The organism is Thiomonas sp. (genome assembly GCF_054608695.1).
This window is the reverse complement of record NZ_JBTRXV010000015.1, coordinates 17,362-30,717: the sequence shown is the minus strand read 5'-3', so window position 1 is coordinate 30,717 and position 13,356 is coordinate 17,362. Positions and strand designations below refer to the sequence as shown.

General features: G+C 59.5%; 12 protein-coding genes. All 12 read left to right on the top strand.

Going from position 1 to position 13,356, the window contains the following annotated elements; translation table 11 throughout:
* The first annotated feature begins 4 nt into the window (after positions 1-4).
* A complete protein-coding gene (gene hflK / locus ACYCUK_RS07990) occupies positions 5-1,420 on the top strand; it encodes an FtsH protease activity modulator HflK (protein WP_461594266.1) in 1,416 nt (471 codons plus the stop codon).
* A gap of 9 nt (positions 1,421-1,429) precedes the next feature.
* Positions 1,430-2,332: a protease modulator HflC gene (gene hflC / locus ACYCUK_RS07985; protein WP_461594265.1), complete on the top strand. Its 903-nt coding sequence runs from the start codon at positions 1,430-1,432 to the stop codon at positions 2,330-2,332.
* Positions 2,333-2,499: 167 nt separating this feature from the next.
* Positions 2,500-3,663: an ATP phosphoribosyltransferase regulatory subunit gene (locus ACYCUK_RS07980; protein WP_461594264.1), complete on the top strand. Its 1,164-nt coding sequence runs from the start codon at positions 2,500-2,502 to the stop codon at positions 3,661-3,663.
* A gap of 45 nt (positions 3,664-3,708) precedes the next feature.
* The gene (locus ACYCUK_RS07975) at positions 3,709-5,031 is read left to right on the top strand and encodes an adenylosuccinate synthase (RefSeq protein ID WP_461594263.1); all 1,323 of its coding nucleotides are present in this window, start codon (positions 3,709-3,711) and stop codon (positions 5,029-5,031) included.
* A gap of 65 nt (positions 5,032-5,096) precedes the next feature.
* Positions 5,097-5,621 (top strand): phosphoribosyltransferase, encoded by a 525-nt coding sequence (locus ACYCUK_RS07970; protein WP_112486921.1) that lies wholly within the window; start codon positions 5,097-5,099, stop codon positions 5,619-5,621.
* Positions 5,622-5,660: 39 nt separating this feature from the next.
* Positions 5,661-6,116 (top strand): hypothetical protein, encoded by a 456-nt coding sequence (locus tag ACYCUK_RS07965; RefSeq protein WP_461594291.1) that lies wholly within the window; start codon positions 5,661-5,663, stop codon positions 6,114-6,116.
* Between the two features lie 502 nt (positions 6,117-6,618).
* A complete protein-coding gene (locus ACYCUK_RS07960; protein WP_112486918.1) occupies positions 6,619-6,777 on the top strand; it encodes a DUF3309 domain-containing protein in 159 nt (52 codons plus the stop codon).
* 222 nt (positions 6,778-6,999) lie between these two features.
* The gene (locus tag ACYCUK_RS07955) at positions 7,000-7,395 is read left to right on the top strand and encodes a BON domain-containing protein (RefSeq protein ID WP_461594262.1); all 396 of its coding nucleotides are present in this window, start codon (positions 7,000-7,002) and stop codon (positions 7,393-7,395) included.
* 213 nt (positions 7,396-7,608) lie between these two features.
* Positions 7,609-7,968 (top strand): hypothetical protein, encoded by a 360-nt coding sequence (locus tag ACYCUK_RS07950; protein ID WP_461594261.1) that lies wholly within the window; start codon positions 7,609-7,611, stop codon positions 7,966-7,968.
* Positions 7,969-7,981: 13 nt separating this feature from the next.
* On the top strand, positions 7,982-8,767 hold the full coding sequence (locus ACYCUK_RS07945; RefSeq protein WP_461594260.1) for an MIP/aquaporin family protein: 786 nt from the start codon (positions 7,982-7,984) through the stop codon (positions 8,765-8,767).
* A gap of 283 nt (positions 8,768-9,050) precedes the next feature.
* Positions 9,051-9,389, top strand: a complete 339-nt coding sequence (locus tag ACYCUK_RS07940; RefSeq protein WP_461594259.1) for a Crp/Fnr family transcriptional regulator — start codon at positions 9,051-9,053, stop codon at positions 9,387-9,389.
* A gap of 9 nt (positions 9,390-9,398) precedes the next feature.
* A complete protein-coding gene (locus tag ACYCUK_RS07935) occupies positions 9,399-13,343 on the top strand; it encodes a GH36-type glycosyl hydrolase domain-containing protein (protein ID WP_461594258.1) in 3,945 nt (1,314 codons plus the stop codon).
* Positions 13,344-13,356: the final 13 nt, after the last annotated feature.

The window sequence follows — 13,356 nt, the reverse complement described above, 5'->3', positions numbered from 1 at the left end:
CACCATGCAACTCAAGTGGCCCCGAGCGGCAGCCTCTGCCGCTTCTGCACCGCCCGAAGCCAGCCTGAATTTGAACGATCCCAACTGGGGGCGAGGCGGTTCGGACCAACAACCCCAAAGCCCCGATCCCAAGAACGGCAACGGTACGGGTCAAGGTGACAAGCGCCCGAGCCAGGACGGCAGGCGTCCGGGTCAAGGCGGTGGTCCGCCGGATCTCGACGAACTGTGGCTCGACTTCAATCGCAAGCTCAATGGCCTGTTTGGCCGCAAGGGCGGCGGCGGTGGTGGCTTCAAACCTCCGCGGCGGCCGGATTTCCAGGCCTCGCCCAAGATTGCTGGCATGGGGCTCATCATCCTGGTTGCCGTTCTGGTACTGGGTTGGCTCGGCTCCGGCTTTTTCATCGTGCAGGAAGGTCAGCAGGCCGTCGTCACGCGCTTCGGCAAGCTGGCTTACATCGAAGAGGCGGGTTTTCATTGGCGGTTGCCTTATCCCATCGAGTCCGAGGAAATCGTCAACGTTTCGCAAGTGCGCTCGGTCGAAATTGGCCGTGGTGGGGAAATTCGCACCACCGGCCTGCCGGCTTCGGCCATGTTGACGGAGGACGAGAACATCGTCGACATCCGCTTTGCCGTGCAGTACCGCATCAGCAATGTGGTGAACTACCTCTACAGCAACCGCAGCCCCGACGACGTGGTGACGCAAGCTGCCGAAACCGCAATCCGCGAAGTGGTCGGCAACAAGACCCTGGACTATGTGCTGTACGAGGGCCGTGCGGAAGTCGCCATCAAGGTGCAGGATTTGATCCAGTCCATTCTGGATCGCTACAAGACCGGCATTCTGGTGACCAACGTCACCCTGCAAAGCGTGCAACCGCCGGAGCAGGTGCAATCGGCCTTCAACGATGCCATCAAGGCCGGCCAGGACCGCGAGCGATTGAAGAACGAGGCCGAGGCCTACGCCAACGACGTGGTGCCGCGCGCCAAGGGCACCGCTTCGCGGCTGATCCAGGAGGCCGAGGGCTACAAGGCTCGGGTCGTGGCGGAAGCGCAGGGCGATACCTCGCGCTTCGACCTCATCTTGCAGCAGTACGAAAAAGCTCCGCAGGTGACGCGTGAGCGCATGTATCTGGAAACCATGCAGCAAATCTTGTCGAACGTGAGCAAGGTGATGGTGGAGTCGCGCGGCTCGAACAACCTGCTGTATCTGCCGCTCGACAAGCTCTTGCAACAAAGCGCAGCGCCACAGCCGGCGACGCCGACGCGCTCGGCAGCGGCAGGCCTGCCGCTGCCGAGTTTGCCAGCCTCCGCAGCCGCAGCCGCAGCCACCGACAGCGCAGCCGCATTGGTGAGTTCCAACCCCGTTGCCAACGCCTCAGACAGCAGTTCGCGCGACAGCCTGCGCGAGCGCAACTCCCGCTGAGGTCCAGCCATGAATCGAATCATTCTTGCCATCGTCGCCCTGGTCGTCGTCCTGGGCATCCTCGCGTCCTCCATGTTCGTCGTCGATCAGCGCCAATATGCCGCGGTCTTCGCACTGGGCGAAATCAAGCAGGTGATCAAGTCGCCCGGGCTGTACTTCAAGTGGCCTGCGCCATTGGAGAACGTGGTGTTTCTGGACAAGCGCGTGCTGACGCTGCAAAGCCCGGAAACCGACCGCTTCATCACCGCCGAGAAGAAGAACGTGGTGGTCGACTGGTATCTGAAATGGCGCATCGTCAACCCCACCGAATTCATTCGTAGTTACGGCGGCAATGAGCAGCGCGCCAACGATCGGCTCTACCAGATCGTGAAGGCAGCGCTGAACGAACAGATCACGCGTCGCACGGTGGGTCAGGTCCTGGCTTCCGAGCGCGACAAGATCATGACCGATGTGCAGAAGGTCATCACGCAATCTGTCAGCGGCACCGGCCTGCAGATCGTGGACATGCGCCTGACGCGGGTCGATTTCGTGGCTGACATCACGCAGTCCGTGTATCGCCGCATGGCCGCCGAGCGCAAGCGCGTGGCCAATGAGCTGCGTTCCACCGGCCAGGCCGAGGCCGAAAAAATTCGGGCTGAAGCCGACAAGCAGCGTGAGATCCTCGTTGCGGATGCCTACAGCCGCGCCCAGACCATCAAGGGCGAGGGTGACGCCAAGGCATCGGAGATCTACGCCAAGGCCTTTGGCCAGAACCCGCAGTTCGCCGAGTTCTATCGCAGCCTGGAGGCTTATCGCGCGAGCTTCAATAGCCGCAGCGACGTCGTCGTCCTCGATCCATCCTCCGATTTTTTCCGCTTCTTCCGCAATCCAAACGGCGACGCCTCAACGAAAGCAAGTCCAGCCAGACGTTGAACGCAGGCATGGCGCCGCTGCGCGCGGGGCCATGCCTGCAAGCCAGCCGCAGCGCCTTTGCCGACCCTGCAGATGAGCATCCCCGGTGCTGCACGACCGTTTGGTCTGCATGGCCCGCGACCTAGAATGTCGGTTTGATTTCAGCAAGCATCAACCTCCCATCGCTCATGACTGCCTGGCTCCTGCCCGAGCAATTTTCCGACGTGCTGCCGACCGAGGCGCGCGCGATTGAACAGCTGCGCCGCACTTTGTTGGATGCCGCGCGTGGCTATGGCTATGAGTTGGTCATTCCGCCGCTGGTCGAGTATGTGGATTCGCTGCTTTCCGGCACGGGCCAGGATCTCGATCTGCAGACCTTCAAGCTGGTCGACCAGATGTCCGGGCGCACGCTCGGACTGCGTGCCGACATGACGCCGCAAGCCACCCGCATCGACGCGCATCTGCTCAATCGTCGGGGCATCGTCCGCTTGTGCTACTGCGGCAGCGTTGTGCATACGCGGGCCCAAGGCGTGTTTGCCACGCGCGAGCCACTGCAGTTCGGCGCCGAGTTCTACGGTCATGCCGGGCTGGACGCCGATCTCGAGGTGCAGCAACTGGCCGTGCGCAGCCTGCAATTGGGCGGTGTGCAGCGCATGACCTTGACCTTGTCCGACGTTCGCATCGTTCGCGGCGTGCTTGCCGGCATGGTCGCGGGGCCGCAGCAACTGGGCGAGATCCTCGAGGCCCTGTCGCGCAAGGATCATGCGCGGCTGCTGGAGCTGACGCATGCCGCAGCGCCTGCACAACGCGATGCCATTCTGGCTTTGCCCGACTTGTTCGGCGATGCCGCAATCCTGCGGCAGGCCGCCAAGGCTTTGCCGGATCGCCCGCTGATTCGTGAGGCGCTGGCCGATCTGGCGCGCCTGGCCGCAACGCACGTGCACGCCGGGGTCGATGTGCAAATCGACCTGGCCGATCTGCGCGGCTACAACTACCACAGCGGGGTCATTTTCGGCCTGTATGCGCAGGGCCAGCCGGATGCCTTGGCCAGGGGGGGGCGCTATGACGAAATCGGCGCGACCTTTGGCCGTCCGCGGGCTGCCACCGGATTTTCGCTGGATTTGCGCGAGCTGGTGCGTCACGCGCAGGCGCAGGCGCCGACGCCGGCCATCAGGGCCGAATGGTCGCAACGCAGCGGCTACAGCCAGGCTGTCCACGATCTGCGGCAGCATGGGCACACCGTGATCGAGCTGCCTGAGGGCGCTGCGCTCGAAGGCAAACAATTCATGTTCGACCGCCAACTGACCTGCACCGATGGCCAGTGGCAGGTGCTTTCCTATTCCCCCGGTTGACACGCGTCCAACTGGTTCATTTCCATTTCCGTTGTAAGAGGTGTCGTGAGCACAGGACGTAATGTGGTCGTCGTGGGTAACCAATGGGGCGACGAGGGCAAGGGCAAAGTGGTCGATTGGCTGACCGAGCATGCTCATGGCGTGGTGCGCTTTCAGGGTGGGCACAACGCCGGCCATACCCTGGTCATCAACGGCCATAAAACCGCGCTGCAACTCATTCCTTCGGGCGTGATGCGCCCCGGTGTGGCCTGCTACATCGGCAACGGCGTGGTGGTCGATCCCAGCCATCTGCTGCTGGAAATCACGCGTCTGGAAGCCGCGGGCGTGGAGGTGCGTTCGCGCTTGCGCCTCAGTGAGTCCTGCCCGCTGGTGTTGCCCTCGCATGTGGCGCTCGACCTGGCGCGCGAAGCTCGCCGCGAAACACGTGGTATCGGCAAAATCGGCACCACCGGCAAGGGCATCGGCCCGGCCTATGAAGACAAGGTCGCGCGCCGCGCGGTGCGGGTGCAAGACCTCAAGCATCCCGCGCGCCTGGCCGAGAAACTGCGCGAAACCATGGAGTTGCACAACTTCATCCTGCGCGACTATCTGCAGACCGAGGCCGTGGCATTTGAGCCGACGTATCAGCGTCTGCTGGAACTGGCCGAAGTCATTCGCCCGATGATGGCCGACGTGGGCTATCTCGTGCACCAATGCCATGCGCGCCGCGAGCGCCTGCTGTTCGAAGGCGCACAGGGAACCCTGCTCGACATCGACCACGGCACCTATCCCTTCGTCACCTCCAGCAACTGCGTGGCCGGCAATGCCGCTGCGGGTTCTGGCGTTGGGCCGGCCTACCTCGGCTATGTGCTCGGCATCACCAAGGCCTACACCACGCGCGTGGGCAGCGGGCCGTTTCCGACCGAACTGCCGATCGACCATCCCGGCACCGTGGGCCACCATCTGCACACGGTCGGCCAGGAGCGCGGCACCGTGACCGGCAGGCCGCGTCGCTGCGGCTGGCTGGATGCCGCGGCGCTCAAGCGCGCCAACATCATCAACTCCACCACCGGCCAGTGCATCACCAAGCTGGACGTGCTGGACGGACTGGACGAAATCCTGATTGGCGTCGGCTACACCCTGGACGGCAAGGTGATCGACATCCTGCCGCTGGACGCCGACGACATCACCCGCTGCATCCCCATTTACGAGCGCTTCCCCGGCTGGAGTGAGACCACGGCTGGCGCCACGCATTGGGAGCAGCTGCCGCTGAATGCGCGGCGCTATCTCGATCGCATCGCCGAGCTCAGCGGCACGCCGGTCGACATGGTGTCCACCGGCCCGGATCGCGACCACACCATCGTGTTGCGCCACCCCTTCCAGGGCTGAGCCGCGCAGCCCGCTCTCCGTTCATCCACACCTACACTCCTATCCTCTCACCGGCCCTATCCATCATGCTCAGCGAAGACGGCAAGCACATGTATGTGTCCTGGGACGAATACCACGCCCTGATCGAAAAACTCGCGCTCAAGGTCTACAAGTCGGGCTGGGAATTCGATCAGATTCTGTGCCTCGCACGCGGCGGCGCCAGACCCGGCGACATCCTGTCGCGTGTGTTTGACAAACCCCTGGCCATCATGTCCACCAGTTCTTACCGAGAAGCTGCGGGCACCAAGCAGGGGCGTTTGGACATTGCCAACTACATCACGCTGCCGCGCGGCGAACTCGAAGGCCGTGTCTTGCTGGTGGATGACTTGGCCGACTCGGGTGAAACCCTCAAGGCCGTGGCCGATCGCCTCCTGCACAGCCCGCTGAAGATCAGCGAGATGCGCAGCGCCGTGATCTGGGTGAAGGGCATTTCAACGGTTCTGCCCGACTACTACGTCGACATGCTGCCTTCGAGCCCCTGGATTCATCAGCCGTTCGAGGAGTACGACACCTTGCGGCCATCCAAATTGGCCGAGCGCTGGAAGATCTGAAGCAACTGGCGAGACACGCCAGTTGTTGATGCCCCACGCATGCCTTGCAATGCGCTGTGGCACAAGAAAAAACCGCAATCACCGCGGTTTTCATTGACTTCCAGTGCGCCCGAGTTCGGCAGCTCGCGCCCGAAAATGGGCTCAATCGAGAGCGCTGGACATGGGGCGACCTGCAGCAAGGCGTGTGGCGCGTTTGTATCGAATGGCGACTCATTTTCCATTCATGCGACGAACACCCAGGACCTCTTGCCAGCAGAAGTCTCCCAGCGCCACAAGCACTTGACCGGCATCGAGCGCGGCTCCCGGGTGCTGAAGTCCGAGATTGAGATCGCCCCCGTCTTTCGCCGCCTGCCCGAGCACATCCTCGTCCATGCGCTGATCTGCTGCTCTGGCCCTGTACCGCGTCATGACGCCGAACTTGGCCGCCCTTCCGTGGGGGCACGTTTCGATCCTTGCTCAAGCAGTATCGTCGGCTTGGTCGGCTTGGAAGCGTGACTGTCGAACTCCTGGGCCGTGCCATCTGCCTGCACAGACGCGAGCACGCCGTCAAGTGACAAGCCCGCATGCGGAGCATGCGAGTCGTGAATGGCGCCGAGCCTGCAGGTAGGAGGCAAGATTGAACGTTGAATGCGGTATACGTAAAAAAATATGTCTTGTGTACGGTAGCGCACTGTTCTAACAACTTTTCTACCGTACTTTGTTCATGACGCCGGTCTAACAACTCAAAACGGGTTTCAAGTCGCATTATATGATCAATCAAGTATCGTCTAAACAACCAAAATGAATCCATCATGTCGAAAACAATGACAGGGTAAGGATCGTCAACCAAGCAAGAAGCGTCAAAACATCCGTAGGAGTTCAATATTAGCCTTGAGGCAACGCGCATCGGCGTCGTGCGTCAATGGCGCGAAGTGTCTCGGAAATGGGTTGAACAAAAAACATCAATTTCCGCATCAGAAATCGCCTCGACAAGCAGCACATTCATCGGGAATCTGACATGTCACTGATAAGCCTGTTATTGATTGTTCTGGTCATCATGTTCATCAGCACCATTCCAACTTGGCCTCACAGCAGGAGTTGGGGTTATTATCCAAGTGGAACTCTAGGCTTTATCGTTTTGATTCTAGTCGTCCTCTTGGTGTTAGGACTTGTCTGATTGATTTTCCGGGTGGGAGAGGAAGTTGCGGTTATTGTGCACCACAGATGCCATGGTTGAAGCGCCGTCGAATCCTAATGTCAAATAATTTGGAATTTTTCGGTACTTTGCGGAATTTAATATTGATGATTGGCGGCTTCTTTCGAGTTGATTTTGCGCAAACATAACGATTTGTTTTTTTATTGAATCCGTCATTTTATTGCATAAACCAAGGAGCATATCATGCCAACCAATATTTCGTACAAGAAGTGGATTCCCCTTGTCGGTTGTTTTCTGTTTTTAACAGTCACAGCCGTAACCAATGCACAAGCGAGTGGTTACGGGGCGGCAGCGTCACAACCTTCAACCATGGCACAACAGAATCAAATGTCATCGAAAGATGGTGGCGCAGGCAGTTACATGGACAATGCAGTCATCACGGCCAAAGTGAAAGCCATGTTGATGAAAGATGAAATGCTCAAGAGCTTGGATATCCACGTCGATACGAAGCAGGATGTGGTGACTTTGAGTGGGACCGTCAAAAACATGAAAGACTCCGAACGCGCTGTTCGCATCGCATCTGCCGTCGAAGGTGTGAAAATGGTTAAAAACGAATTGCAACAGAAAAAGAAGAATTAAAGTGTTAGCCTCTTCATGACTGTGCATGTCTAAGCCAGCAACTTTCTTTTCTATCGAGGCCGTCACGTCGACTTGTCGGTTCGTCTCATGCCACGTGACGGGTATAACGTCATTTCGAAAAAGAAAAATTGGCCTGTTGTCGTGCAGCAATTTACCCACGCCATTTTATTTTTTGACGAGAACTGTTGATCTGCATAGTCTGAAGGAATGTCAATGAAAATAAAATGGTTTGATAAGCCGCAGAAACATGATTACCCGGCTGCCGCCTCCTATCTAAACTTGACAAAGAGCCGCGACGAAGCGGAGACGATCGCAGGCGAATTGAAGCTGGCTGATATGACTGAATTTGCAGCAAAGGATATTTTCAGAGCTTCAGGATTATCGTTTCTTGGAGTCAGCAACAGCCATGTCGAGCATGATACGGCGCAGATTATTCGTGGCGAAAAATTATCACCTTTATTGCTTTATAGAGACAGAGTGAGCGGTAAATTGATTATTGCAGATGGCTATCACAGACTCTGCGCCGTTTATAAATTTGATGAAGATGCCACGATTCCCTGCAAAATTGTCTGAGTCGAGACGAGCGATGGCCAAGGAGCATCCCCGGGATATTGGATCGGCACCCGTGCGGCGCATGCTGCATGCCCCTGTACCGCCTGACTTCGAGGAGTCATCGCAAGAATGGCGACGTCTTTTTTCCGAGGTCTGGGGTACGTTTCTTCTCGTGGTCGTTGCCGCCGGATCTGTAGTCGTTGGCGCCCGGAGTGATGGCGCCATATCACTGAGCATGATGGTCACCGCGCCGGGCTTGATGGTCATGGCCATCATCTATTTCATGGGGACTGTCGGCGGTGCGCACCTGAATCCGGCAGTCACCCTTGCATTTGCGGTGCGCCGCAATTTCCCTTGGAACCGGGTTCCTGGATATATCGTTGCGCAGTTCGTGGGGGGTATTGCCGCAGCTCTATTCTTAAGGGCGATGTTCGGCACGGTAGGCCTATTGGGTGCCACGGTACCGGGACAAGGAATTGGCGATTTCAAGGCGCTTGTCATGGAAGTCCTGTTAACGACAGGCCTGGTCAGCACCATACTCGGCACGGCCTCTGGAGCGCGCAATGTTGGTTCCAACGCGGCACTCGCGATCGGTGGTTACATCGTCCTGGCAGGACTTTGGGCGGCACCAATCAGTGGCGCCTCGATGAATCCAGTCCGTTCGTTTGCTCCTGACCTGATACGCGGCAATTTGAGTACAAGCTGGATTTACATTGTTGGTCCCATCATCGGTGCGATGATTGCAGTGGGATTCGAATGGATCCTCAAAGGAAAACCCACCGCTGCCGGAACAATTGCCGCGGAGGGAAGCTTGGACTGATATCCCGATATTCGTCATATTCGGTGTTTTGAAAGCACGATATTGTGCCTACGATCACCTCATCGCGAGCAGACAGTTTTGCATGTGTCTTTCATCACACGCAGTTTACCATGCAGCAGGCGTATTTCGGGATGATGCCAGTTTGATGTGTAACGATTATTTTGGATTGGACGCAATACGCCAGAATCCAAAAATCCGTAACGGATTTCATTCCATGCAAGAAATCTTGGATTGTTCGCCTCATTGCGCAAATTGTTCGGTACGTGCCCGAGAGGTTCAATTCATGCTGGGAAGCACGCGTGCTGATGAGCGCATCGCTCGGTTTATTCTGGAACTGTTCGAGCGCTACAAGCCGAACATGATTGAATCCGATGTGCTGACGTTGAGCATGAACCGGGAGGAGATTGGCAGTTATCTGGGGCTGCGCCTGGAAACAGGCAGCAGAATCATGTCGGAGTTCCATCAGGCCGAGTTGCTTGAGGTGAATAAACGCAATCTACGCATGATCAATCCTTCTGGTTTGCAGTCCTTGCTTTCCGGGTGTGCTACCCACGAACGACGTCAGCACTATGCGAGGCTGCCGGTGCACGCCTATTCCAGCATGCTCACTGAAGCCATGTAGAGGCAGCCAATGAGAGCCTCTCGGACCGTCCAGGCAGATTTATGCCGTGACTTGAATCATTTGCACCCAGACGTGCATTTGCTGTCGAATGATGAATACCACATCATGCTCACAAGCGCTGGCGGCGGGTACGGCCGATGGAAGGATATTGCTGTCACGCGCTGGCGTGACGATGCGACCTGCAATAACTGGGGATCGTTTTGCTATATCCGCGATCTCGCGAGTGGACAGGTATGGTCGACGACGTATCAGCCGACGTTGCAGCGAGGGGATGTCTACGAAACTGTGTTCTCGGAAGGGCTGGCGATCATTCGCCGCCTTGACCACGGTATACGGATCGAAACGGAAATTGCCGTCTCGCCGTTCGATGATGTCGAACTCCGCAGAATCAGAATCAGCAACCAATCGTTCGGCAAGAGAGCGATTGAAGTCACGAGTTATGCGGAAATCGTGCTTGCATCGAATGCTGCTGATTCCACACATCCCGCCTTTGAAAAGCTGTTCGTGGAAACGGAGATCTTGCCCGCACAACAGGCCATCTTGTGCACCCGCCGGGTGAGCGATGCCAGGGACCAGCCAGCCTCGACGTTTCACCTGCTGCAGGCATCGAAACCGGCGTTGGGGGACCTGTCCTACAACACGGATCGCGCGGATTTCATCGGACGTGGGCGGACTGTGGAGCATCCGCAAGCCATGGACCATGGCGCGACGCTTTCCGGCCGCTCCGGCTCGGTGCTCGATGCGGCCGTGTCGATTCGCTATCCGATCGAGCTCGAGCCTGGCGAAACCGTGGTCGTGCGTTGGCTCTGCGGCGTGGCGCAAACACGCAAAGCCTGCCTGCAAAGCATCGAGCGGTATCGAAGTGGCGCCGCCGCGGACCCAATTCTTGCCGATGCGACGAGGCGTGGACAAGAAACCCTGCATCGGCTGGATGCAAGCGAAGCCGACGTGCAGTTGTATGCAGGGCTTGCCAGCTCCCTGATTTACGCCAACGCATCCATGCGTGCCGGCCCGGACATCATCGCGCGCAACAACCAGGGGCAATCGGGATTATGGGCGTATTCGATTTCGGGTGATTTACCGATCGCGCTGTTGCAGGTGAGGTGCCCGACCCATTGCGATGTGGTCAGGGAGTTCGTCCAGGCGCATGCGTATTGGCGATGGCACGGCTTGAAGGTGGATGCGCTCTTTCTGTGTGAAGGTGACGGCCACACCGCGAACCTGGCTGATCTGCACGCGCTGCTCCTGCGTTCGAGCAAGGCCTGCAACACGGCTGAACTGATGGATCAGCCGGGCGGGCTATGGATGCGCGACGCCGACAAAGTGGCGCCGTCCGACCTCATTCTTCTGCAAACGGCATCGCGCATCGTGATGCGCGATGGCGAAGGCTCCTTGTCGCAGCAACTCGCCAGCCGGCGCGCGGCCGAAGCCCCGCCGCCAGCCGCTGCAGATCGCCTCGCGGGCGATGCCGACAACGCGACCAAGTCCTTGCGCCCGGCGCCAGTGGCGCCGCCCATGCAGACGCCTGCGCGCGATTTGTTGTTGGACTGCGGCTTGGGTGGGTTCAGCCCCGATGGACGCGAGTACGTGATCACGATCACGCCGGGGCAGATGACGCCTGCGCCGTGGATCAATGTGTTGGCCAATCCGTCATTCGGCAGTCTCATCTCGGAGAGCGGCAGCGCGAACACCTGGAGCGAGAACGCACAAGCGTTTCGCCTCACCCCGTGGTCGAACGATCCGGTTGGTGATGCCAACACCGAGGCGTATTACATCCGCGACGAGGACAGCGGCCAGTTCTGGTCGCCCACACTGCTGCCGACAGCAGGTGCCACGCCATATGTGACACGGCACGGTTTTGGCTACAGCGTGTTCGAGCACAGCGAAAACAGCATTGACTCGGTTCTCAGTGTGTACGTGGCGATCGACGCGCCAGTCAAATTTGCCGTGCTGAAGTTGCACAATGCTTCGGCCGACGCACGCCGGCTTTCGGTCACGGCCTATGTGGAATGGGTGCTTGGCGATGAGCGCGCCAAGACCTGCATGCAGGTGAGAACGGAGATTGACGCCAGCAGCGGCGCCGTATTCGCCCGCAACCCCTACAACACCGACTTCGCAGGCCGGGTCGCCATGCTGGATGTGGACGGCATCGCCAACGCCAGCGTGTGCGGTGACCGCCTGGCCTTTCTTGGGCGCAACGGCACGCTGCGTCATCCAGCCGCGATGTCGCAGACGCTGCTCTCGGGTGTCGTCGGCGTTGCGCTCGATCCTTGTGCCGCCGTCCGGATGCCGATCACCTTGGCGGCGGGCCAGACGGGCGAGCTGATCTTTCGACTCGGCGCAGCGCAAGGCGAAGCGGCTGCGGCCAGTCTCGTGCAGCGCTGGCGCGGATCCGCGGCAGCACAAGGCGCGCTCGACGCCGTGAAGCAGTACTGGGCGCAGACGCTTGGTGCCGTGCAGGTCGAAACGCCGGACCGGGCGCTCGACGTGCTGACCAACGGCTGGCTCGTCTATCAGATTCTTTCGTGTCGGCTCTGGGCGCGCACGGCGTTCTATCAATCGAGTGGCGCCTTCGGTTTTCGCGATCAGTTGCAGGATGTGATGGCGCTGGTCCATGCCACCCCGGATTTGGTGCGCGCGCATTTGCTCCGCAGTGCGTCACGCCAGTTTCCCGAAGGCGACGTTCAGCACTGGTGGCATCCGCCGTCGGGTCGCGGCATCCGTACGCGCTGCTCGGACGACTACCTGTGGCTGCCGTTGGCGACATGCCGCTATGTCGGTGTCACCGGCGACACCGGTGTACTCGATGAAACCGTGCCTTTCATCGACGGCGCCGCCCTCAAGGCCGATGCGGTGTCCGACTACGCCTTGCCCACGACGTCCAGGCAAACCGCAAGTCTTTACGCACATTGCGTGCGTGCCATCGAGCACGGTTTGCGCTGCGGCGGGCATGGCTTGCCGCTGATGGGCTCGGGCGACTGGAACGACGGCATGAACCTGGTCGGCGTGGGAGGCAAAGGGGAAAGCGTCTGGCTTGGTTTCTTCCTGCATGGTGTTCTCACACAGTTCGGCGAACTGGCACGGCAACGTGGCGATGTTGTCTTCGTCGAGCGTTGCACAAGCGAGGCCACTCGCCTGCGCAACGCCATCGAACAAAGCTGCTGGGATGGCGACTGGTACCGTCGCGGTTGGTTCGACGATGGCTCGCCGCTTGGCACGTCGAGCAATGCCGAGTGTCAGATCGACTCCATCGCCCAGAGTTGGGCCGTGTTGTCTGGTGCCGCTGAGGCAACGCGCGCACGCCGCGCCATGCACGCTGTCGATACCCGGCTCGTGCGCCGCGACGCCGCGCTGATCGAGCTGCTGGCCCCGCCCTTCAACCACTCCGATCCGAGCCCCGGCTACATCCAGGGCTACGTCAGCGGCGTCCGCGAGAACGGCGGCCAGTACACCCACGGCGCCGTTTGGGTGGCCATGGCGTTCGCCGCGCTTGGTGATGCCGCACGTGCCTGGGAGCTGTTCAACATGCTGAATCCGATTCAGCACGCCGACTCGCCCGAGGCCATTGCGGTCTACAAAACAGAGCCTTACGTGATGGCCTCCGACGTCTACGCATTCGCGCCGCATGCCGGCCGCGGCGGCTGGACTTGGTACACCGGTTCGGCCGGCTGGATGTACCGCTTCATCCTCGAGTCCTTGCTGGGTCTGCAGCGCATCGGCGACCAACTGCGCCTCGTCCCATGCATTCCTCGGGACTGGACTTCATTCCAGGTGCATTACCGCTACCTGGAGGCCACCTACCACATCACCGTGCAGCAAACGGCCGCAGCTGACGTAGAGCCGAGGCTGACGCTGGATGGTGTCGAGCTGGCGGGGCCGGCCATTGCCTTGATTGACGACGGTCTGGAACACGCGGTCGAAGTGCGGTGTCCAACTCGACAAGAACCGAACTGAAAAACGAGGAATG

What these genes read in the sequence shown, in the direction of transcription:
- hflK (WP_461594266.1), top strand. Translation starts at nt 5, where the DNA reads ATGCAACTCAAGTGGCCCCGAGCGGCAGCCTCTGCCGCTTCTGCACCG.
- hflC (WP_461594265.1), top strand. Translation starts at nt 1,430, where the DNA reads ATGAATCGAATCATTCTTGCCATCGTCGCCCTGGTCGTCGTCCTGGGC.
- ACYCUK_RS07980 (WP_461594264.1), top strand. Translation starts at nt 2,500, where the DNA reads ATGACTGCCTGGCTCCTGCCCGAGCAATTTTCCGACGTGCTGCCGACC.
- ACYCUK_RS07970 (WP_112486921.1), top strand. Translation starts at nt 5,097, where the DNA reads ATGCTCAGCGAAGACGGCAAGCACATGTATGTGTCCTGGGACGAATAC.
- ACYCUK_RS07965 (WP_461594291.1), top strand. Translation starts at nt 5,661, where the DNA reads ATGCCTTGCAATGCGCTGTGGCACAAGAAAAAACCGCAATCACCGCGG.
- ACYCUK_RS07960 (WP_112486918.1), top strand. Translation starts at nt 6,619, where the DNA reads ATGTCACTGATAAGCCTGTTATTGATTGTTCTGGTCATCATGTTCATC.
- ACYCUK_RS07955 (WP_461594262.1), top strand. Translation starts at nt 7,000, where the DNA reads ATGCCAACCAATATTTCGTACAAGAAGTGGATTCCCCTTGTCGGTTGT.
- ACYCUK_RS07950 (WP_461594261.1), top strand. Translation starts at nt 7,609, where the DNA reads ATGAAAATAAAATGGTTTGATAAGCCGCAGAAACATGATTACCCGGCT.
- ACYCUK_RS07945 (WP_461594260.1), top strand. Translation starts at nt 7,982, where the DNA reads ATGGCCAAGGAGCATCCCCGGGATATTGGATCGGCACCCGTGCGGCGC.
- ACYCUK_RS07940 (WP_461594259.1), top strand. Translation starts at nt 9,051, where the DNA reads ATGCTGGGAAGCACGCGTGCTGATGAGCGCATCGCTCGGTTTATTCTG.
- ACYCUK_RS07935 (WP_461594258.1), top strand. Translation starts at nt 9,399, where the DNA reads ATGAGAGCCTCTCGGACCGTCCAGGCAGATTTATGCCGTGACTTGAAT.